15 protein-coding genes are annotated in these 23,491 nt (G+C 44.1%); 13 read left to right on the top strand and 2 right to left on the bottom strand.

The features are described from left to right. Positions 1-832: 832 nt before the first annotated feature. On the bottom strand, positions 833-3,070 hold the full coding sequence (locus MSG37_RS11370; RefSeq protein WP_248470782.1) for a multiheme c-type cytochrome: 2,238 nt from the start codon (positions 3,068-3,070) through the stop codon (positions 833-835). A 422-nt stretch (positions 3,071-3,492) separates the two neighbouring features. On the opposite strand from MSG37_RS11370, the gene MSG37_RS11365 reads away from it, so the two are divergent. The 12 genes from MSG37_RS11365 to MSG37_RS11310 all read left to right on the top strand — a co-directional run bounded on the left by MSG37_RS11365 (position 3,493) and on the right by MSG37_RS11310 (position 20,980). Further along, positions 3,493-4,383, top strand: coding sequence for a LysR family transcriptional regulator (locus MSG37_RS11365; protein ID WP_248470781.1), 891 nt, complete (start codon positions 3,493-3,495; stop codon positions 4,381-4,383). Positions 4,384-4,472: 89 nt separating this feature from the next. Further along, positions 4,473-5,585 (top strand): efflux RND transporter periplasmic adaptor subunit, encoded by a 1,113-nt coding sequence (locus MSG37_RS11360; protein WP_248470780.1) that lies wholly within the window; start codon positions 4,473-4,475, stop codon positions 5,583-5,585. Positions 5,586-5,595: 10 nt separating this feature from the next. Beyond that, positions 5,596-8,691, top strand: coding sequence for an efflux RND transporter permease subunit (locus tag MSG37_RS11355; RefSeq protein ID WP_248470779.1), 3,096 nt, complete (start codon positions 5,596-5,598; stop codon positions 8,689-8,691). Beyond that, on the top strand, positions 8,688-10,172 hold the full coding sequence (locus tag MSG37_RS11350) for an efflux transporter outer membrane subunit (protein ID WP_248470778.1): 1,485 nt from the start codon (positions 8,688-8,690) through the stop codon (positions 10,170-10,172). The genes MSG37_RS11355 and MSG37_RS11350 overlap by 4 nt, the downstream gene beginning before the upstream one ends. A gap of 273 nt (positions 10,173-10,445) precedes the next feature. Continuing rightward, entirely contained in the window at positions 10,446-11,114 is a 669-nt protein-coding gene (locus MSG37_RS11345; RefSeq protein WP_108946655.1) for a GntR family transcriptional regulator, read from the top strand. Between the two features lie 149 nt (positions 11,115-11,263). Further along, the gene (gene prpB / locus MSG37_RS11340; RefSeq protein WP_248470777.1) at positions 11,264-12,142 is read left to right on the top strand and encodes a methylisocitrate lyase; all 879 of its coding nucleotides are present in this window, start codon (positions 11,264-11,266) and stop codon (positions 12,140-12,142) included. A gap of 181 nt (positions 12,143-12,323) precedes the next feature. Next, positions 12,324-13,463, top strand: coding sequence for a 2-methylcitrate synthase (prpC, locus tag MSG37_RS11335; protein WP_248470776.1), 1,140 nt, complete (start codon positions 12,324-12,326; stop codon positions 13,461-13,463). A gap of 208 nt (positions 13,464-13,671) precedes the next feature. Further along, positions 13,672-16,296: a Fe/S-dependent 2-methylisocitrate dehydratase AcnD gene (gene acnD / locus MSG37_RS11330; protein WP_248470775.1), complete on the top strand. Its 2,625-nt coding sequence runs from the start codon at positions 13,672-13,674 to the stop codon at positions 16,294-16,296. A gap of 348 nt (positions 16,297-16,644) precedes the next feature. After that, positions 16,645-17,877 (top strand): 2-methylaconitate cis-trans isomerase PrpF, encoded by a 1,233-nt coding sequence (prpF, locus tag MSG37_RS11325; RefSeq protein ID WP_248470774.1) that lies wholly within the window; start codon positions 16,645-16,647, stop codon positions 17,875-17,877. Between the two features lie 275 nt (positions 17,878-18,152). Then, a complete protein-coding gene (locus tag MSG37_RS11320; protein WP_248470773.1) occupies positions 18,153-18,926 on the top strand; it encodes a class I SAM-dependent methyltransferase in 774 nt (257 codons plus the stop codon). Beyond that, a complete protein-coding gene (locus MSG37_RS11315) occupies positions 18,923-20,122 on the top strand; it encodes an HNH endonuclease signature motif containing protein (protein ID WP_248470772.1) in 1,200 nt (399 codons plus the stop codon). The genes MSG37_RS11320 and MSG37_RS11315 overlap by 4 nt, the downstream gene beginning before the upstream one ends. Positions 20,123-20,380: 258 nt before the next feature. Then, on the top strand, positions 20,381-20,980 hold the full coding sequence (locus tag MSG37_RS11310; RefSeq protein WP_248470771.1) for a hypothetical protein: 600 nt from the start codon (positions 20,381-20,383) through the stop codon (positions 20,978-20,980). Between the two features lie 165 nt (positions 20,981-21,145). Here the strand turns inward: MSG37_RS11310 and MSG37_RS11305 are convergent, their stop codons facing one another. After that, positions 21,146-22,717, bottom strand: a complete 1,572-nt coding sequence (locus tag MSG37_RS11305) for a glutathione synthetase (RefSeq protein WP_248470770.1) — start codon at positions 22,715-22,717, stop codon at positions 21,146-21,148. Between the two features lie 241 nt (positions 22,718-22,958). Here MSG37_RS11305 and MSG37_RS11300 point away from each other — a divergent pair, with 241 nt between their 5' ends. Continuing rightward, complete coding sequence (locus tag MSG37_RS11300) at positions 22,959-23,393, top strand: DUF1090 domain-containing protein (protein ID WP_248470769.1); 435 nt, start codon at positions 22,959-22,961, stop codon at positions 23,391-23,393. Positions 23,394-23,491: the final 98 nt, after the last annotated feature.

Raw genomic sequence — 23,491 nt, 5'->3', positions numbered from 1 at the left:
GCTATGTTGTCTGAGTTGCAAACAGAGTTGTTCCTGAGAAATAACATTGTTTGCTCGTATTTTTTTAAGAAAGGTTGAAAATACATGGTTTCGTTTGTTTTTTGTGCAACAGTAATTTGTAAACGTCATATCGTGTTCCATTATTTTTTCTTAGATATTTTAATATCCCTAAATATTGTTGTTTATTAACGCCATTAATTTCCTCTGGAAGTGATACAGTATATGTAACCCACATCCTATGGCTGTTGTTATTAAAAAAGAGTCCTGTAACTCTTTCATTATTCATCTGTTTACCATAATTTTTGCCAGCATTTGTGACTGAATTGTGAGTTTAAAATACATATAGAGTTAATGACACGGCAAATAATTTTATTGACTGAATTTGTATGCCTATGGGATATAAAATAGGGCTTACTTTTGATAATATTGATTAAAACACTATTTTATAGGGGAGTCTAAGGGAGAGTGCATTTTCGTATATGGATACATATATTATAAAAGTGTCACCCGTTAGAGAATACATAGGTAATTGTATACTTAATTTTAGGGGGGCTGATTTTACTTAAATAGTTAGATTTAGTAATGTTTTAATCTATCTTAGTATTAATTATAAAGGCACTTTCTTAGATTCAATCACTTGATTCGAATAGACGATAAATTTTGCGTGTCATAAAAAATTAATATAATGTCAAGCTTTAATATTTAAGTTGCTTTTGGCTCGTTGATGATAAGTTTCATTAAAACAACCTACTGGTGATGTTATTCGAAAATACCTAGTTGTCAGACCTGTAATTAGTGTAACGATATCATTACACTAATTTGGCGGTTATAATTAAGGTAATTTACTTCTCAAACTGTCTAAAACATCCTCGGGTACTAATGGATTAAGTTTACTTAAGCATTGAAGGCTTTGTGGTGACCGATTATTGATCATGAGCTCGCACAGCGCATAAAGGTATTGTGGATTACCACTAACTTGATAAGCGCGATTGAATGCATTGCCAGCTTCGCCTATAGCTGCAGGGGTAAGTGCAACACCGTACACATACCAAAAGCGGCCGTTATTGGGTTCAAGTTGTGTCGCTTTTTTTAAGCTACTAAGTGCTGCTTGCGTTTGCTTCACTCTTAATTGCGCAAGTGCTTGGCTAAAATACAGTGTGCCGGAGCTGGGCTGAGCAGCAATTCCTTGCTTTAATATTTCCATTGCTTTCGTTTCAATACCTTGGGCGCGATAAAGATCCGCAAGATTACTATAAGCTGGTGCAAAGTTAGGTTGTACTTTTATCGCGTTGAGGTAACTTGCCTCTGCTTTATTTATTAACTCTTGATTTGCGTAAAGGTTACCTAAGTTAGTTTGCGCAAAACCTCTGTCGGCATTAAAGGCTAATACTTCTATATATTCAGCTAACGGCTTTTGCAGCATCTGTTGCTGATCTTTAGTGAGTTCTGGCCAATAGTTCGCCAGCGCTGCCGCAGCTTGGGTTCTTACTGCTAATACGCTATCGGTCAATAGCGGAGCAATCATTTGCCAGCGCTCGTTAACGGAGTAGGAGCGACTGCCTTCAATAGCGGCAAATCGGAGCATGTCGTCTTGGTGCTTAACAGCTCGCGCAATTGCAACAACACCATTTCTTCCAGGGTATTGCGCTAGGCGCTCAATGGCTGCGGCGCGAATAATATTGGCTTGCTGGTGGTCTTGCGACAAATAAGACAAGCTATCCACAGATTGTGGATTACCAACTCTAGCATTGGCAAACGCGCTACTAAAATGTTGTGGTTGCAAAGTGTTTAACTCAGGATACCAATTGCTTGAATGGGTTATTGCCCAGTCAACGGACTTATCTTGATGGCATTGATTACATGCATTTGGTGAGCCGAGTCTTTGGGTATTTGCAGGCTTTGGAATGCTGAAGCTATGATCACGCCTATCGTCAATTTGCATATAAGTGGTTTCTGGCATGTGACAATTTACACATTGAGCACCGGCGTTATCATCATGATTATGATGTTTTTTATTATCAAACTCAGCAGGGTTATGGCATTGGCTACAAAGTGCATTACCTTTTAACAGAGTTTCGGTTGAATGGGGGTTGTGGCAGTTACTACACACGACACCATTTTTATGCATTTTCGATTGCAAGAATGAACCGTAAACATAGTTTTCGTCATACACTTGGCCATCATCATGGTATTGGGCTTGCGCGATAAGATTAAGTTGATAACGATCGGCAAATGGCTGCTCTACAAGTGCATTAGTATCACTGATTTGTAAGCGGCGACTATGGCATTGGGCGCAGATTTGTAATTGCTGTGTTGCTTTAAAGCCATTAGGTTTGGCAGTAGGTGCTTCGCTGCTTAAGCGTGTCCAGTTTTGTACAGGTTTTGAAAGGTCGCGATTAAAGCCAAAACCTTTTATTGAGTGTGATTGTTGTTTTTCACTGGCTAGGTCTGCAACTTGCTTTGTGGCAGATGTTTGCTCAGCTTGTGTTGCCGCCCAGACCAGGTGTTCGCTTGCTGCGCCATGGCAGGCTTCGCAACCCACGTTTATTTCAGAAAATCGAGTATTAAAAGAATCAGTTGCTTGGTTGTAGTTCTTCTTTACATTGGTTGAGTGGCAATCTGCACACATATGATTCCAATTTTGACCAACATTAAGCCAATAAAAGTCTTGATGTTGCTCGCTATTATCGGGGTAAAGATAAAACCACTTTTGGCCGCCATCTTCGATTGTTCGGTTATCCCAAGCAAAAGGAATAAGTTGTACTCGGCCATCTTCAAATTCAACCATGTATTGCTGCAGCGGATAGTAACCAAAGGTATAACTTATTTTATAATCCGTCGCTTGGCCTCTGCGGTTCGCTAGCCTCACCCAGTAATTTGAATCTTTAGTAAAAAACTTAGCATTAGCCGCTGCATGATTAATGCTGACTTGATTGAAGTCGCCAAAAACGCTGTCAGCGTTTGCATGCCTCATTGCCATATCGTGATCAGAGCCAGTCCAATCATCAAATGCTTGTTGATGACACGTTTTGCAGCTAAACGAGCCAACAAAATCGGCAGAATAAGCCATTGAAATCGATACGCAAATCAATACAGAGCTCGTAAGCGCACCAAGGAGAGATGTTTTTATAAAGTCTTTGATAGTTACATCCTTTTTTATCAAATCTATAAAGCTGCAGGTTCTTCTTGAATCTAAACCGGAAACTAAGTCATATCTGTGACTGATAAAGCCAGCTCTATTTAGTCATTTTAGAGTTCGTCTATTTTACTAACGATAAACGTGTCGCCGCTTAAATAAATGCCTAGCTAACTTATTGACTAACATCGCCGATCATTAGGCGCTTGTCTATTGTTGCAAGTGTAAAACCAAGACTATTTTGTGCGCTGCTGCACAGGCATAAAAGACTAACTATGCTCCGATAGCTAAACCCGTTACAGTTTTAGCAATTAAAAAATGGCAGAAAGCCAATTTACCTATGGTAGGCCGATAGTATGCGCATAGAAGATTTAAAGTTGTTTACCATAGTGGTGGAGCTTGGCAGTTTTACTGCTGCAGCAACCGCGCTTGATCTACCAAGAGCTAACGTCAGTAGGCGGATTGGCGAGCTTGAAAAGTCATTGAACGCCCAGCTTTTTTTCCGCACAACTCGCCAATTAAGGCTGACGCAGCACGGTGAAGCTTACTATCACGATTTACTAAATGTGCTTGATAGCTTTGAACAAGCAAAGAACAAATTACTCGATTTAGATGAAAAGCCCGTGGGTAAAGTTAAACTCGGTTTCTTACCCGAAAGCGATGAAGCACTGCAACCTGTACTGGCAAAGTTTCAAAGTTTATACCCAGATATCGAACTCGATCTGCGCTTTACTAATAACTACGTAAACGACATCTACAGCCAAGGTCTCGACTTTGTGGTGCATGCTGGCAAAATCCAAGATTCTGGTTTTGTTGCGCGAAAATTATTGAGTCTTGGTCGAGGAATGTATGCCAGCCCAGATTATATTGAAAAGCATGGCGCGCCTAAAACCTTAGCTGAACTCGCTGAGCACCAAGCAATATGTTATCGCTGGCCTGATGGCACTTTGGACGATCATTGGGACCTGATCTCAGACAAAGTCAAAGTAAAATGCAACTTTAGCTGTAATCACATGGGCTTTATTCGCCGTGCGATTGTTGGTGGTCAGGGTATTGGCTTTATGCCGCCGCTGTTTGCGTTATGGGCGATTGAAAGTAAAAGCTTAGTGCGGATCTTACCTGAATATGAATCGAAAAAAGAAGATGTCTGGCTTATCTATCCAGACCGTAAAGGCATAAGTTTACCAACTCGATTATTGATTGATTTTTTATTACAAGAAATTCCACTCTATACTGCATTGTCTTAATTATCGTGACAGTGTGGTGCATTACTGGCAGATTATTTCAATAAGTTAAACACTTACACTCTCTCCAATTAATCTATTTGGAGAGAGAGATGAAGATCTCAGGTTCTACACTTATCCCACTGTCAGTCGTGCCGCTGGCGTTATTAATGCTAAATGGCTGTAGCGATGCCCCAGCCATGACAGCAACCAGCCAAACCGCCATTAAAAAGATTGAGCGCCCGGTGCAGGTCATATTGCTTGATGATTCACAGCAAACCAATGTCAGGCGTTTTTCTGGCGTGTTAGAAGCCACCAACACCGCTCATCTTGCATTTAAAGTGCCTGGAACCATTGCAGCGATTTTAGTTAAAACTGGTGATAGCGTTGAAAAAGGTCAAGTGTTAGCGCGGTTAGATCCCCACGACTATCAAGTTAATGTTATCGAACTAAAAGCACGCCAAGCTGAGGCCGAAGCAGCTTTTCAACTTGCTAAAGCTGAGCTTAAGCGTGTTAAACAAGCCATTGCTGATGATGCGATTTCTCAAGTAAACCTTGATCGCGCAAAAAGCGGCTATAAGCGCAGCCTGGCCATGCTGGATGTGATGACGCAAAACTTACAAAAAGCACAAGACGCCTTAGCCTACACAGAGCTAAAAGCCCCATTTAGCGGCGTGATTGGCTCTAAAACTCAACAAGCCTTTGAGCAAACAGCGCCGGGAAACCCACTTTTTTCACTGCATCAACTTGGTGAAATGAAAGCCGTTATTGATGTGCCAGAAAATCTCATGTTAGCCCTAGATCCACAACAAGCAGCAAAGGTGAGTTGGCATGGCGAGACTAAAACCATTATGGCTAGTTTGAGCGCTAAAGATGCGCTCGCGGATCCAATCAAACAAACCTATCAAGTTGAGTTTGTATTAAATCAAACGACCAATGCGCTGCCCGGTAAAGCGGTGAGTGTTGAAGTGGGCTTTGATGCCAAATCAGCCAGTTTTTGTGTGCCTTACGGCGCTATTATCAATGAGGGCAGTAACCAAAGCGTTTATTTGATTAAAGAGCATAAAGCCGTAAAAACACCTGTGACACTGGATTCATTACAAAGTAATAGTGCGTGTTTAACGGGTGCGCTAACCGTTGGTGATGCTGTGGTAACGGCGGGAGTGCATTACCTAAAAGCTGATCAAGTCGTTAGCAACACCGTGACCAAAGCATTTAGCTATTAGGAGAGCCAAGATGAATTTAGCTGAATTTGCCATTAAGCAGCGAGTGTTTGTGCTGTTTTTCAGTGTGCTTTGCACAATCGTAGGCTTAGTTTCCTACTTTGAGCTAGGTAAGCTTGAAGATCCCGCATTTACGGTTAAAAGTGCTGTTGTCGTGACCTTGTATCCAGGTGCATCGGCCAAAGAGATTGAACTACAGGTAACCGATAAAATTGAGACTAAACTGCAAGAAATGGGCTCAATGTGGAAGCTGCGCTCACTATCACGTCCTGATAGCTCGATGATTTTCATTGATTTAAAAGAGACGACGAACTCAAAAGATCTCCCACAGGAGTGGGATTTATTACGGCGTAAAGTCGATGATGTGAAGCTGACACTACCTGCAACCGCGCAAATTAGTATAGTCCAAGATGAGTTTAGCGAAGTCTACGGCATGCTATTTAGTGTGTACGGTGAAAACGCGCAACCTGAAGAGCTAAGGCTATACGCCAAAGAGCTGCAGCGCCGTATAAAAACCGTAGCAGGGATCAAAAAAATTGAGCTGCATGGGGTGCAAAGCCAAGCCGTATATATCGATTTACCCGAAGAGCGATTAGCACAATATGGCTTATCGGCGGTACAAGTGATCAATCAGCTCGCCACTCAAAACCTCACCTTTGACAGTGGTAGCTTTGCCGCCGACAGTGAGCGTATACGTGTCGATCAAAGTAGCGCTTTTAAGTCAGTAACCGATATAAAAAATCTCACCATTAAAGGCGGAGTAGGCCAATACAGCAGCGGACTATTACGACTCGGTGATATTGCCGACGTAAGCCTAGGTTATAAAACACCCGCTAACACTTATAGCCGTTATAACGGCCAAGAGGCAATCACACTCGCAGTCAGCCCTGTAGACGGCATTAATGTAGTCAGCCTAGGTGAAAGCTTGACTCAAATTATTGCAGATTATCAAGCACAGCTACCGTTAGGTATTGAAATTGGCACTATTGCTTTTCAGCCTGACGAGGTAGAGAAGTCAATCGCCGATTTTGTGATTAATTTGCTTGAGAGTGTGGTGATTGTATTTGCCGTCCTGTTAGTGTTTATGGGCTTTAAAAGCGCAACGATTGTGGGTGGCAGTTTACTGTTTACCATTTTACTGACGCTGATTTACATGTATATCGCCGGCGTTGATCTGCAGCGAGTGTCACTAGGCACCTTTATTTTGGCCCTAGGTATGCTGGTGGATAACGCAATCGTGATCACCGATCTGTTCGTGGTTAAGTTAAATCAGGGTATTGAGCGTACAAAAGCTGCAATAGACTCGGTAAAAGAAACCGCAAAACCATTACTTGCAGCAACTGTGATTGCAATTATGGGGTCAAGCCCAGTGTTATTCTCGCAAACAGATGCCGGTGAGTTTGCAAGCTCTGTGTTTCTTATTATCTGCTCGTCACTGTTATTCTCATGGATAGTTGCAGTCACGCTCACACCATTACTTTGCTGGTTATGGATAAAGCCCAATGTTAAAAAAGCGCAGCAAACCACTAAGCCAAATCGATATCAAGCTGCAGTTGGTTGGACAGTCACTAACCCAGTCAAAGCCATCTCTCTGGTTATGCCTTTACTGCTTATCACTGCGATTGCTGTACCCTATGTTGCTATCAATTTCATTCCAAGCTCAGATAGACCTATGGTGTTTCTTGACTACTGGCTACCTAATGGAAGCAAAATAGAGAAGACATCTAGTGATATGAAAAAAATTGAATCATGGCTGCTAAATCAACCGGAAGTGACGACTATTTCTAGTTATGTTGGCGCCAGTGCACCAAGATTTTCTGTCACTGTAGAACCAGAACCATTTGACCCCAGCTACGGTCAAATTGTCATTAATGTTGAGGATTATGAGGGCATTAAGCAATTAACCAAGCGCGGCGACTTATGGCTTGCAGAGAACTTTCCTAATGCTGAACCAAGATTTAGAGCGCTTAAACTGGCCACCAAAGATAAATTTAGTATTGAAGCAAGGTTTACCGGGCCTGATCCACAAGTGCTGCATCAGCTGTCAGACCAAGCTCAAGTGATCATGAACGATAACTCCAACATTAAATATGTCCGCGATGATTGGCGTCAACTCAGTAAAGTGATTGAACCAATCATTAACCAAGAGCAGGCACGCAGAGCAGGGTTAAACCGTACCGATATTGCATTGGCGATTAAGCGCGCAACAGAAGGCGTAACGATTGGTACGTTAAACCAAGGCGATCAACTTATTCCCATTAGCTTTAGAAGTGCGAACGCCGATCTCAGTTACCTCGAAACCCTACCTGTACGTTCATTACTCGGCATTCACAGTGTGCCACTCGGGCAAGTTGTAGATGGCTTTGAGCTTAAAGCTGAAGAAAGCATGATTTGGCGACGCAATCGCGTGCCGACTATTACCGCTCAAGCAGACGTGTTTGATATCACGCCAGCAGAGGCACGTAATCAGATCAAAGATAAAATCGAGGCGATTAATCTACCCGCTGGCTACTCGTTTGAATGGGGCGGAGAGTATTACGATGAGAATCGTGCAATTAACGACACTTTGAGCCAAATGCCCAAAGCCTTGCTGATGATGGTAGTGATTTTGGTGGCGATGTTTAATGGTTTTAAGCAGCCAGCCATTATTTTAATTACCTTGCCGCTAGCTGCTATCGGCGCTACTTGGACCTTGTTGTTACTGGATAAACCCTTTGGGTTTATGGCGTTAATTGGCGCAATTACTCTAGCTGGAATGATCATTAAAAATGGTATTGTGCTTATGGATCAAATTGAGCTGGAACGCAGTCAAAACAAGCCATTGAGACAAGCAGTACAAGAAGCGACTTTGAATCGTACCATGGCGATATCTATGGGCGCATTAACGACCGCACTGGGAATGATCCCCTTACTGAGCGATAGATTGTTTGATCAAATGGCTGCCACTATTATCGGCGGACTAGCTGCAGCTACCATGTTGTCGTTATTCATCATGCCGGCATTTTACTGCCTGTTTTATAAGAATTCAGATAAAGCGCTAGTAAACAAAAATGCCAACAACAAACCTAATACGCCAGAACCGCAACCAGCTTTGGAGCAACAATTATGAAATACCTGACATTTGCGCCACTAGCTATCGCATTAATGCTATCAGGTTGTGCAGTAGGCCCTGATTATCAAGTGCCAACCACCAATCTTGAGAGCGAATATTTGTTTCAAGGGACTGCAGGCACACAAGCTGGGCAGCTTAATAGCACTCAACAGCATGCTTGGTGGACGGCGTTTAACGATCCGGTACTTAACAAGCTAGTTGTGGATGCACAAAGCCAATCTATACCGTTAAAAATAGCCGCAGAGCGGATAAAAATGGCGCAGTCTTATCAAAGTGCAATTGAGTCGTTTAAAGTGCCAACAGTTAACTTAGGCGCAGGCTTTGGTAATTATCAAATAAGCGATAATGATCCATTATTGGGCGGCGCGATCACCGCAACGCACCCGGTAACGGGTCAAGAACTTGGTCTTGTTGATGACAATAACAGTGCCTTTTTTGCGGGAGCGACCATTGCCTGGGAGGCGGATCTGTTTGGTCGTATCGACCGCCAAGCAAATGCAGCGGCGATTCGTAAAGAGCAAATGGTGATAGTGCGCCAAGGCTTAACCACTTTAATCACTTCTGATGTTATCCATAACTATTTACAAATGCGAGGTGCACAGCAGCGTAAGCAAATAGCGCTCAATACCGTAGCGGATCAACAACACACATTAGATTTAGTCAAGCTGATGGTTAAAAGCGGCTACGGCTCAAAACTTGATGAAGCGCAGGCCAAAGCCATGCTGGCTGCCACTCGAGCGGTAGTACCACAACTGGATATTGCCGAAAACGCGCACAAACAGCGCCTAGCGATTTTACTTGGCGAAACACCAAAGCAAGTGACGCAAAGGTTTAATCAAGTAGCTGACTTACCGAGCTTTAAAGGTGTTATTCCAACGGGGCTACCGTCTGATCTACTCAGCCGCAGGCCTGATATAAACATCGCTGAACGTGAAATGGCAGCGTTAAATCAAGAGCAAGGCGCTGCAATTGCCGCGCAATACCCTAAAGTGTTCTTAACGGGGGCTCCGGGCGTATTAGCAAAAGATTTCGACGATCTGTTTAGCAGCGGCTCTGTTTCTTGGTTGGGTAGCGTAGGCATAAGCTGGAATGTGTTTGACGGTGGTCGAGGCGATGCCATGGTGGATCTGCAACAAGCTCGCTTTGATGCCAGTGTGCTTAAGTATCAACATACGGTGATTGCCGCTTTTGGTGAAGTAGAGACTTTATTGCAAGGCTATGGCCATAGCCAAGAGTATGTAAAATTAGTCACAGAGGCAGAAACTGAAACCACCAATGCGGTCAACAAAGCGAAATCTTTGTATAAGGCTGGCCTAAGTGACTATTTATCGATTCTAGATGCGCAGCGTCAACAAAATATGTTGAAAGACAGAGTTGTTGCGGCAAAACTGCAAACAGCGCACTTAACTATAGGTTTGCACAAAGCCCTCGGGGGAGATTGGCTTATAGCGCCATCAGCTAAATCCTCAATGTTATAGCAACAGCTATAGTTAGAAGAATGAGTAACAATGCAGCACCGAAAGGTGCTGCATTTTTTCTGTGCTTCAAATGACTCAATGCACATGTGCCTACCTGCACAAAATATCCGCTAAAACTGTAAACCTTTTGCGCCTTTTTGCTGAAAAAGTGCGCATGCTGTCCCTTAGACTTTACTCCTACTTTGTCGACAATTTGTTGGTTTACTGTTGACTATAAATATAATTATGGCTAGATTGTCGACAATCCATTAAGCGCTAATATTCAAATTGCCGATGACATTTTTTAACGAACAGCCCATTACTAGTGCCGATAAAACCTTTTTTCAACTGCGTAAAGAGATAGTTGAAGGAGAGATAGTGCAGGGCTCAAAGTTAAGTGAAACAGAGTTGTCGACAAAATACAGTGTTAGTCGTGCAGTGATCCGCGAAGCGATAAATCGCTTAGAGGCAAGCCATTTAGTTGAGCGCAAAGCCAATGTTGGCGCCAGAGTGGTTAGCCTAACTGCAGAAGGCTTACTTGAGCTTTATCAAGTACGTGAATCTCTTGAAGGTATGGCCGCCAGACTTGCCGCATTAAATATGACCGATCAGGAAATAACCGATCTGCAATCGTTGCTAAGCAGCCACTTCAACGAAGTTAAATCCGGTCAGTCATATTATCAAGAGGCGGGCGATGTCGATTTTCATTATCGAATAATTTTAGGCAGTAAAAATAAGCATCTGATTTCAATGCTACTCGATGGCATTTATCACTTAGTACGTATGTATCGCGTGCAGCTAGGTATGAGCGGCCCTCGAGTAACCACGGCGTTTGATGAACATAAACACATAGTACAGGCCATTTGTAACCGTGACGCCGAGCTGGCTGAAATGCTAATGCGGCGTCATATCTTGTACTCAAAATCGAGCATAGAAAACAAACTAGAACACACGATGCAGTGATATTGCAGCCGATTGCTAACGCTACAATCGTTTAAAACAGTAAGGCACAGATAAACATATTTAATAACAGATAAAAAAATTGTCAGTGAGCTTGGAATATCGCCTTTTAAAAGCTGATATTTCAAGCAAATAACTATAAGGAATACACCATGAGCGCAGGTAAGAAGTTTCGCGAAGCATTAGTGGCAAATAAGCCGCTACAAATTGTCGGTACCATTAATGCTTATTCAGCCATGATGGCGAAAAAGATTGGTCACCAAGCCATCTATCTTTCTGGCGGCGGCGTGGCAAATGCGTCATACGGCTTACCAGATTTGGGCATGACTTCACTAAACGATGTGATTGTTGACGTGCAACGCATTACTTCTGCTTGTGACTTACCGCTAATGGTTGATATCGACACAGGTTGGGGCGGCGCGTTTAACATTGCTAAAACTATCCGCGACATGGAAAAAGCCGGCGCAGCCGCAGTGCATATGGAAGATCAAGTGGCGCAAAAGCGCTGTGGTCACCGTCCAAACAAAGAGATTGTGTCTACCGAAGAGATGGTCGATCGCATTAAAGCCGCGGTTGATGCTCGCACAGATCCTGACTTTTTCATTATGGCGCGCACTGACTCATTTGCTCAAGAAGGTCTAGAGTCGGCAATTGCCCGTGCTAAAGCTTATGTTGCAGCGGGCGCTGACGGCATTTTTGCAGAAGCAGTGAAAACTGAAGAGCATTACCGTGCATTCGCCGATGCCCTTGATGTACCAATTCTTGCCAATATCACCGAGTTTGGCCAAACAGAATTGTGGAATAAAGAGCAACTAGGCGAGTGGGGCGCATCTATGGTGCTGTATCCGCTAAGTGCTTTTAGAGCCATGAATAAAGCAGCTGAGATGGTGTACACCTCAATTTTAGAAAATGGCGATCAAAAAGCGGTTGTTGATTCAATGCAAACCCGTATGGATCTATACGATTACTTGGGTTACCACGATTATGAGCAAAAACTAGATAAGCTATTTGCTGAAGGCAAAAATCTGTAAATCAAGTTTAATGGAACGCAAAATCAATAGCTTAAGTGTTTATCGATTACGATTTACAATCAAAGATTTATAAAAAAGGCAGTACCTTGCAAACGTTAGCGTGATGGATAAGCGCTAACGTAATAAATATAAAAAGCCCGCAGTTAACCCTGACGGGCAAACAAATAAAAGGAAGAGAGCAATGGTTGATAAAACTGATGTTTCAAAAAAACTGAGTGGAGCAGGTCTACGCGGACAAAGCGCCGGAGAAACAGCCCTATGTACAGTAGGTAAGTCAGGTTCAGGATTAACCTATTGCGGTTATGACGTTGCAGATCTTGCCGATAACGCATCGTTCGAAGAAGTGGCCTATTTACTGTTTAACGGTGAATTACCTAATCAAACTCAACTTGATCACTATAAAACTGAGCTTTTCGCTCAGCGCGATCTTCCAAAAGCGTTAAAAGAGGTCTTACAACGGATTCCAGCTGACGCTCACCCAATGGATGTGATGCGTACTGGTTGTTCTTTTTTAGGTAACTTAGAGCCTGAAAACGACTTTAGCGAGCAAAACAAAGCGGCTAACCGCTTACTAGCAGCGTTTCCAGCCATTATGTGTTACTGGTACAAGTTCTCTCACGAAGGCGTTGAAATCGACTGTGTGACTGATGAAGATTCAATTGGTGGTCACTTTTTACACCTACTAAATGGCAAAGCGCCATCTGAGCAACACCGCCGCGTAATGGATGTGTCGCTAATTTTGTACGCTGAGCATGAGTTCAACGCATCAACCTTTACCGCTCGTGTATGTGCATCAACCCTATCTGACATGTTCTCATGTATCACTGGCGCAATCGGTACATTGCGCGGCCCACTGCACGGTGGCGCTAACGAAGCAGCAATGGATATGATCCAAAAGTTCACATCGCCAGCTGATGCAAAAGAGCAAATGGCAGGCATGCTTGCACGTAAAGAGAAGATCATGGGTTTTGGTCACGCAATTTACCGCGAGTCAGATCCACGTAACGTGATCATCAAAGCTTGGTCTGAAAAGCTAGCACATGAGTTTGGTGATACCTCACTTTACGATATCTCAGTCGCTTGTGAAGAGTTTATGTGGGACACCAAAAAGCTGTTCTGTAATGCTGACTTCTTCCATGCTTCTGCATATCACTTTATGGGCATTCCAACTAAGTTATTTACGCCTATCTTTGTTTGTTCACGCCTAACAGGCTGGGCTGCCCACGTAATGGAGCAGCGCTCAAATAACCGTATTATCCGCCCAAGCGCAGACTATACCGGTAGCGAGCCACGTCAAGTCACTCCTATCAGTGAAAGATAATCATAGTAGATAACGATAAAGGCAGTTGATACTGCCTTTTGTTATCTAAGTTACTGTAAATATCGTTTTTGTTAGGGTGAAAATATTGCAACGCCATAGAAGCTAGAACTCAGGAATTAGGACCTAGGACCTAAAAGCGTAGCGTCTTAGCAGTGAGCTTGCGAACGCTCTAGCACCTCGAACCATTACGACAAAATTGGAACGCCTTATGACCCAATTAAATACCCAATACCGCAAAGCATTAGCGGATACCGAGCTTGATTATTTTGACACCGAAGCGGCCGTGAATGCTATTAGCCCAGGTGCTTACGCCAAGCTGCCTTATTGTTCTCGTGTTTATGCCGAGAACTTAGTACGTCGCTGCTCGCCAGACACATTAACCGCTAGCCTAAAACAGATCATTGAACGTAAACGTGATTTAGATTTTCCTTGGTATCCTGCACGCGTGGTGTGCCACGATATTCTCGGCCAAACCGCACTAGTGGATTTAGCCGGTTTACGTGATGCTATCGCAGAAAAGGGCGGCGACCCTTCAAAAGTAAATCCAGTGGTGCCGACCCAGTTGATTGTGGATCACTCGCTTGCGGTAGAACATGCTGGTTTTGAAAAAGATGCATTTGAAAAAAACCGCGCCATTGAAGACAGACGTAACGATGATAGATTCCACTTTATCAATTGGACCAAAACTGCGTTTGAGAACATTGATGTCATTCAGCCGGGTAACGGCATTATGCATCAAATTAACTTAGAGAAAATGTCGCCAGTTGTGCAAGCACGGGGTGGCGTAGCCTTTCCTGATACGTTAGTTGGCACCGACAGCCACACACCGCACGTGGATGCCTTAGGTGTCATCGCTATCGGCGTAGGTGGCTTAGAAGCTGAAAGCGTTATGCTAGGCCGACCATCTTATATGCGTTTGCCAGATATTGTAGGCGTAGAGCTGGTGGGCGAGCGTCAAGTCGGCATTACCGCCACCGACATTGTACTGGCAATCACCGAGTTTTTACGTAACGAAAAAGTCGTTTCAACTTATCTTGAATTCTTTGGCGAAGGTGCAAGCAACTTAACCCTTGGCGATCGCGCAACCATCTCTAACATGACCCCAGAGTTTGGCGCCACAGCAGCTATGTTCTATATCGATGAAAAAACCATTGATTACTTAAAGCTAACTGGCCGTGACGACAAGCAAGTTAAGCTGGTGGAAACCTATGCTAAACAAGCAGGCCTGTGGGCGGATAGCCTAAAAGACGCCGAATATGAGCGTGTGCTGCGTTTTGATTTATCAAGTGTAGGCCGCAACATAGCAGGGCCGTCTAACCCGCATCGCCGTGTATCAACAGCCGACTTAGCAGAAAAGGGCATTAGTGCGCCTTATGCTAACAAAGCGGAAGAAGAAGCAGGCTTAATGCCAGATGGCGCGTGTATTATTGCCGCCATTACCAGTTGTACCAATACCTCTAATCCACGTAACGTGATTGCTGCTGGTCTACTTGCTCGTAACGCCAATGCTAAAGGCTTAACCCGTAAGCCTTGGGTGAAAACCTCATTGGCACCCGGCTCAAAAGCGGTGCAACTGTATTTAGAAGATGCCAATCTACTGCCAGAGCTTGAAGCCCTTGGCTTTGGTATCGTTGGCTTTGCATGTACTACCTGTAACGGTATGAGCGGCGCATTAGATCCGGTTATTCAGCAAGAAGTTATCGATCGCGATCTATATGCCACCGCGGTACTCAGTGGTAACCGTAACTTCGATGGTCGTATTCATCCATACGCCAAGCAAGCGTTCCTTGCATCGCCGCCTTTAGTGGTTGCCTACGCCATTGCCGGTACGATTCGCTTTGATATTGAAAAAGACGCCTTAGGCCAAGACGAACACGGCAATGATATTTTACTCAAAGATTTGTGGCCATCAGATGAAGAGATTGACGCGGTTATTGCTCAGAGCGTAAAACCAGAGCAGTTCCGCCAAGTGTACGAGCCGATGTTTGATATTAAAGTTGAATATGGCACCAACACCAATCCTCAATATGAATGGCGTCCACAAAGTACATATATTCGTCGTCCGCCATACTGGGAAGGGGCATTAGCAGGCGAGCGCACCATGAAAGGCATGCGTCCGTTAGCGGTTCTCGGTGACAACATCACCACCGATCATCTATCGCCTTCAAACGCGATTATGCTCGACAGTGCTGCAGGTGCCTATTTACATAAAATGGGCTTACCAGAGGTGGACTTTAACTCATACGCTACCCACCGCGGCGATCACTTAACCGCGCAGCGTGCAACTTTTGCCAACCCTAAGTTGTTTAACGAAATGGTGACCCAAGCTGGCCGTAATGGTGAAGTTGAAGTCAAGCAAGGCTCTTACGCTCGCATAGAACCAGAAGGTGTTGAATCGCGCATGTGGGAAGCGATTGAAACCTACATGGAGCGCAAGCAACCGCTGATCATCATTGCAGGTGCAGATTACGGCCAAGGCTCAAGTCGAGACTGGGCAGCAAAAGGTGTACGCCTAGCGGGTGTTGAAGTGATTGTAGCCGAAGGTTTTGAGCGTATTCACCGTACTAACCTTGTAGGTATGGGCGTATTACCGCTGGAGTTTACTCAAGGTGACAGCCGCCATACTTATCAAATTGATGGTACCGAAACCTTTGACGTACATGGCGAGCGAACGCCGGGTGCATTGCTAACAGTGATCATGACTCGCCGAAATGGTGAAACCGTTGAGATCCCAGTTAAGTGCAGACTCGACACCCTAGATGAAGTCTCTATTTACGAAGCTGGTGGCATACTGCAACGTTTCGCCCAAGATTTTTTAGAGTCATCAACTTAGTGAAGAGTCCTCAACGTAATGAAGAGTCCTCAACTAACGAATAAGAGCCTTCAGCTAGCTAGGAGTCTTCAACCTAGTGCAGAGCCTTTAGCTTAGGTTAGAGTCCGCCATATATCGTTACCTAGATGAGACACCGCAAGTACGTCCATGTAGGTTTTGCGATGACATCCACGTCATCGAAACTCATCTTAGTAACGATATAAGGCTACTTAAGCGGCTATTCAGCACACTTGATACTTATCGTAATAGCTGAATACAAACCAAGTAGCAATCAGATTAAAACATCAGCTTAGGTTATTGGGTGTCGAGCACTTGCCTTTCAATCAAAAGCATTCAAACGGAAAAAAGATGACCACTACAATGGATCAAAAACCAGTATTCGCCCCACAAATTAAAGTGCCAGCCACCTATATGCGCGGCGGCACCAGTAAAGGGGTGTTTTTTAACTTAACCGACTTGCCAGCTGATGCGCAGGTTGCAGGCAGCGCCCGAGACAACTTGTTACTGAGAGTCATTGGTAGTCCAGATCCTTACGGTAAACACACAGATGGCATGGGTGGCGCAACATCCAGTACCAGTAAAACCGTGATCCTCGCTAAAAGTGATAAAGCCGATCACGATGTAGATTACTTATTTGGTCAAGTGGCTATCGACAGACCATTTGTTGACTGGAGCGGTAACTGCGGCAACTTGACCGCTGCCGTTGGCTCGTTTGCTATCAGCAACGGTTTAGTAGACAGTAGCCGCATTCCTCACAACGGCATTGCGGTAGTAAGAATTTGGCAAAAAAACATCCAAAAAACCATCATTGCTCATGTACCTATCACCAATGGTGAAGTGCAAGAAACTGGTGATTTCGAGTTAGATGGCGTCACGTTCGCTGCAGCTGAGGTGCAAGTTGAGTTTTTAGCCCCTGCAGACGGTGAGGGCGCTATGTTCCCAACCGGTAACTTAATCGACGACCTAATTGTACCAACCGAGATTGTTCCAAGCGGCGTATTACAAGCCACTATGATTAACGCAGGTATTCCAACTGTGTTTATCAATGCAAGCGAACTAGGTTATACAGGTGCTGAGCTGCAAGAGGCCATAAACGGCGATGCCAAGGCGCTTGCAATGTTTGAAACCATTCGCGCTTATGGCGCAGTGCAAATGGGCTTGATTCAACATATCGATGAAGCCGCCACCCGCCAACACACACCAAAAGTCGCTATTGTTGCAGCGCCTATTGATTACACCTCATCAAGTGGTAAAGCAATTGCCAAAACGGATATTGACCTTAATGTTCGCGCGCTATCTATGGGCAAGCTGCACCATGCAATGATGGGCACAGCCGCAGTCGCTATTGGCACTGCAGCCGCAATTCCCGGCACCCTTGTAAGCCTCGCTGCAGCTAAGGGTAAAGAAGCTATCAGCAAAGCCGATGACAAAGGTTTTGTCACTTTCGGGCATCCATCAGGCACCTTAAAAGTTGGTGCTGAAGCCGCAGAGGTTAACGGCAACTGGCAGGTAAACAAAGTGGTTATGAGCCGCAGCGCCCGCGTACTTATGGAAGGTTGGGTGAGAGTGCCGCAAGGGTAAATCAGCGTTTGCTTAATATTAACAAAGCCACAGTTGTTGTGGCTTTTTTGTGACTTCCGCTTTTGTTACTCAAATTTTTGTATCCTATATTTTTGTAGCTTTTGTTTATGTAAGACAGCCCACAGTTTTATTTATATTTATCATCTAATTATTCCTTTTAAATCAATAGCGTGTTAGGTTGTCGCCAAGCTAACTTTTAGCCATGTAAACTACACGAGCCAAAGCAATGGAACAGGCGCATTTGCAACGCAAGTGCTTATCAAAGGAATGAATAGGTGACACCCAAGTTGCAACCCGACCCGAATCTTAGCTTTTATAATCGCAATGCCGAGCAGTTAGCTCAGCAATATGATTCCAAGCCGTTTACTGAGGTTCACCAAAGCTGGTCTTATCATTTGGCTGATATTTTTGTCGCGCTTGCAGCTAACTCTTCAATTAATTTACTGGCAACACAAGCCAATGCAATTGCCTACAGCAAACAGCTTCAGATACTCGATATTGGTGCAGGTACTGGCAGAGATGCTAAATATTTAGCCGAGCTTGCTAATACACAGCAACAAGTCACAGTTTATGCAGTAGAGCCAGCAACAGAACTTGCGGCCATCGGTAAGCAACATACCAAAGACCTAGCCGTTATTTGGCTCGAAGATACACTACCTGAACTTAAACAGGTGACTGCAACCAATATTAAATTTGACCTTATTTTACTTAGCGCGGTGTGGATGCATATTCCTAGCGCTGAGCGTTTAACTGCACTGACACAACTCAGTCAGCTATTAGCACCGCAAGGAAAGCTCATTATTACCTTGCGCCATGGGCCAAGTGGTGATGAACGGGTAATGCATAGCGTCAGTATTCAAGAACTAGCTTTATTAAGTCAGCAGCTAGGGTTAAGTATCATTGACAGTATCAGCGCAGAATCAGACAAACTTGGCCGCGCTGAGGTGAGTTGGGACACTGTCGTCATACAGTTCAGCACAACAGTAACAGCAAAAGCCACGGTGCAGTTTGATGCCAACAGCTTAAAAACGGCGGAGCAGGCCAAATGAAGCAAACTCCAAGTTCTTCAATAAGCGATACTACTATGCCATCGCCTGATTCAGCCCAGCTCAAAAGCCCAACTATAAGCTCTGTAGTAAGCCCTGTTATAAGCTCAGGTAAAAGCGCCGATATTGATGCGCAAACCCAAGTTAACTTTATCATTTACTTACAACGCTTATTGGTTGAGAGCGAATTTACCGCGACTTATAAGTTTGCTTTGCTGCACGCGCTAGCAGACATTTGTATTGAGCGGCCATTGCATAGCGATGTTACCGCCAATCTGCACGATGCATTAGACAGTGTGATCACCATAGATGAGTTAGTGGTGAAGTTTATCGAACTATATTGGCAACACTCGTTGCCTTATCACGGTGTGGCAGATGAAGCATTTGTATTGTTGCAAAATTCAGGTAGCCAATCTGCTTTAGTACAAGACTTAGCAGCCATGCGGCAGCAGGGCATACGTACTATTGGCCAGTTAAAGCAAAGTCAGCATTGGAAATCGTTGCTGACTAAGACCCGTAACACTTTCAAGCAAGGCCCACTTTGGCGCTTACAGTTATTAGCTGGTAAAGAAGAGTGCTTCTATTACCCCCATGACAAATCGCAAAAGCACATCGTTCTCAACCCAGACATCGCATTTTGTTTTCGGCGCTTTTACGATTTAGTGGTATCGCTTGCAAGAAACCATTGGACGCAAAAAGTCAATGCATTTCCGGCAAATTTTGCAGTGCTCGGCGGCAAAGGTGACTTGTCGCAGTTCCTGTTTGGCAGTGACAGAAACTCCATAATCAGTGCAAGACCGCTGCTAACCGAGATCCAACAAGGTAAATGTTTTTACTGTAATAAATCGCTAAAAAACGATGGCAGCAATGCAGCCGAAGTGGATCACTTTATCCCATGGGCAAGATACCCAAACGACCTCGGCCACAACTTTGTATTAGCACACCGCAGTTGTAATAACGCCAAGCGCGATCACCTTGCAGCCCAGCGCCATAAAGAGCGCTGGTTTGAGCAAAACATCATTAAAAATGCTAAACAAATCACATCGGAACTCAGCCAGTATTTTATTTGTGATAGTTCACGCTCTGAAGCGATCACCGCTTGGGCATATCAATTAGCGCACCAAAGTGATTCGCCATTGTGGCTAGCGGGTAAGGAGTTTGAGACTTTAAAAGGTGGTGGTAAGGCTCTGTTGATATAGTGGGTTTTAGAATTTGAAGTTGGCGAAGCTAGTGATTGGGGAAGTTAGTTCTAACGCATTTCTGCCTCAAAACGAGCTAGCGGCCACATATCACTCGCATCATTTATCTAATGATAGAAACGAAATTTCGATTTTGAAATATATAAAGGAGTTGCACAAAATAGATGTGCCACTATACCAGAAACAAAACAACTTCTGAGACACTAAAAAAGTATACATGAAGTTTAATGAATAAATATCGAGGTTGGGATGAACTACTTGAAAGCATTAATTGCCTGCACTCTGCCACTTTTTATCACAGGTTGTAGCATACATAGTCAAGAAAATTGGCCAGGCATTGGGGAAACGAGCAGAGAGGTAGGATTAATCAGTACAGGTGCAGGTTATATGAGCAATCATGACTCTTATTCAAATCCGAAACGACATGAGTATTGGGGCGAAGAAAGGGAGTACATACAAAGCGTCACAAATGAAAAGGGGGAAGCACTAGTAACTCACAGAATGGCAGGTTCTGTATTAGTGCCACCTGGGAAATACATAGTTGCTTATTGGGTATCTTCCGCTTGCGACACAGAAAACTGCAACGAGTATCGATATAACACCGTAAATGTAAAAGCTGGCGAATGTACGATAGTCACAGCTAGACGCAACACAACGATTCATACTAACAATTGGGTCAACTGTGAGGACAATTGGATTCGACAGCCAAATGGCACGGTAATCAAAGGTGAGCCGATCTGCAGAGAGAGACAAACTTACTATCGAGGCCGAGATGCTTTAAATATGCATATGAAAACCTATCCATTAAATAAAGACAATAAAACCTGTCACGGCCTACCAATAGTCGCGGTTCAGTAGTCTACAGAATAAAAAGATCGGACCTAATTAGATAAATTGAGATACTTATTCTCATCTAAGTCACTCATGATAGACCAGATACCCTAACGTATTTTTGTCCATAAATGCGTTAGAACACAAACATAGCCAACTTTTGTTGGCTATGTTTTTATTTAAACGTCAGCCTTAACCACTAAATACCAGCGAATCCAACACACCCATGCCGCTGTGTACGCCACCTTCGGTGGTTCGGGCCGATTTACTTCTAATCAAGTATCCTGCGTAAGCTTGTTGCTCGCTATTGAGATCAGTAATCGCTGGTTTACCATCAATATGTACGGTGAACATGCCGATTTCACTGATAAGATCGTCGACTTTATGTAGCTCCCCCTTGCGCACGGTTAACGCGGTTGTTGCTCTTGCTGTTGGGTGCAGTCTACGCATTAGTGACCAGGCTTGATATTCGCTTGGTTTAAGCGCGGCAAGTTTTGGCAAAATGTCGTCGCCAAATATGCAGTGGCCGCCGCCTTCGCCTTGGTTTTTAAGCACCCAGTCATTATTATTGCTTTTAGCTACGATAGCGGCACTGTCTTTGGTAACTGCGATCATCTCACCGAGTAATTCTTTAACGGCTATTGCCTCATCTAGCGTTAAGCCAAAACGGGTTAGGGCTGCTGGTTGCATAGAGGATAATAACATTTGTACCCGTTTACTGGTGGCCAATTGTTGGCTAACTGTGGCGTTTACGGCTACCCGGTGTTTTTCAATAAAGATCCGTGTTTGCATTAACGCATCACAGCAAACACGACTGATGATGTCATTGGCGTGGTAGTCGCAATACTGGTAGCCTGCGCGTAAATAGACAGTATCGATTGCGCCGACGCCGTCCAGTAATAGTCTATGGTTATCGCCAGTTTTAAGTTTGCCTTGTAACTCTCTAAAGGTGCGTCTAATGGTTCGAATGCCTTTGGCTTGTAACGCATGCTCTAACAAATGTTGATCGTAAACATTGTCTTCACCGGCTTGCACAACCATCAAGAAGGTTGGCGCGTTGGTTGTGCTATCAATTGGGGCTAGAACGCTTGTGTCCGGTTTGACAGCTGTGAACTCGGCTTTAATCTTAAATGTTGCCTTGGCAATACCTTGGGCCAAATTCGCTAGCGCATGGTTAGCAACCAGTTTGGCGTTTGTTGAAGCTGATGTAGATGCTGATGTTGCGGTTGTTGTAGAAACTAGTGCTGACCATTCATTAAACGCTTCAGGCGCTTGCAGTTGCAAAAATGTATGTAGCTCATGTATACGTTGGCCAAATGGCCCCATACCTGCAGCGATGCCGTTAAATTCAATCAGTTTTGGCCCTAAAGCCGCATCGTCCATAAAGTCGCTACGCATAATTAGCAGTGGCATGCGTTTGGCGCTTTGCGGCTCTTGCTGAGAAAGTTGCTGAATGGGTTGTTGATTAGTTTGGTGAATCGCTTGATGCATCTCCAATAGTGCATTAAAGAAAGGATCGCCCTTGGTGATTGGGGCAATCGCTTGGCTAAGAAAGCCATGATCTTCTGATACTAAGTGAACGAGTTTACCTAACAGGCCAACAGATGCGGTTAGCTTGTTATAGCGCGCCGTTGATATAGGTGTCGGCGTTAGGCTAAAGGCGGTGTGCACAGCAGAATATGGCGTGGTTTTTAATGCCATGCCATGGGTTAACGCCCACTCAATCGCATCTTGTGCAGCTTGTTTGCTTGTGTGGTTAATCATGATGTCCCCCTTAGTTGCTGTGTTAATCCGATCTTACGTTAATTTATTTCCGCAAAAGTCGAAATATAGGTCTGCGGGTGACTATTGTCAACTAATATTTCGAATTAGGTCGAATTATTGGCGCGGAACAACAACTAGCATTTGTTGTTAAATGGACGTTTGATGATCTAGTGACTATATGACTTATAGCGAGAGCAGTTTTGCAGTATGAGCTCATTGATAATGAACCGGAGATATTTAGATGAAAAACACCTCAGTTGTAGCGTTAGCGGCTATGTCAGCCTGTATATTGAGTTTTGCTTTGCCTACAAAGCTTGTTTTTGCTGATCACCATCAAGATTGCAGCACTATGGTTGGCTGTGACAAAAAGCGATGTGAGATCTCAAAGCAGATTATTATGGCAAAGGCTCATGGAAATAGTCATAAGGTAGCGGGGTTAGAAACAGCGCTGAAAAATGTTGAAACCCATTGCACCACAGACGCCCTAAAGCAAGATCTCACTGCTGAGATTGCTGATGTAAAACAGCAAATAGATAAGTATCAAGCCTCTTTAAAAGAAGCAGAGGAGGAGCGTAATTTAGACAAGACCTATAAGTACAAGCAAAAACTGCTGAGCGAAAACACTAAGCTGGCTGAGCTTGAACAAGAGTTAGCAAGCTTGGAGGAGAATAAATAGGTGTTACCAAAGGCGCTGTTAATGGATAACGAAAATAGCCCCAACTGGTGGGGCTATGCATTTACTTAACGACTGCAAACAAAAATCGTGAATAGCCG

It is taken from the genome of Shewanella sp. 1CM18E (assembly GCF_023161665.1).
GTDB lineage: Bacteria > Pseudomonadota > Gammaproteobacteria > Enterobacterales > Shewanellaceae > Shewanella.
The sequence above is the reverse complement of the archived record's forward strand: the minus strand, read 5'-3'. Positions and strand labels throughout refer to the sequence as shown.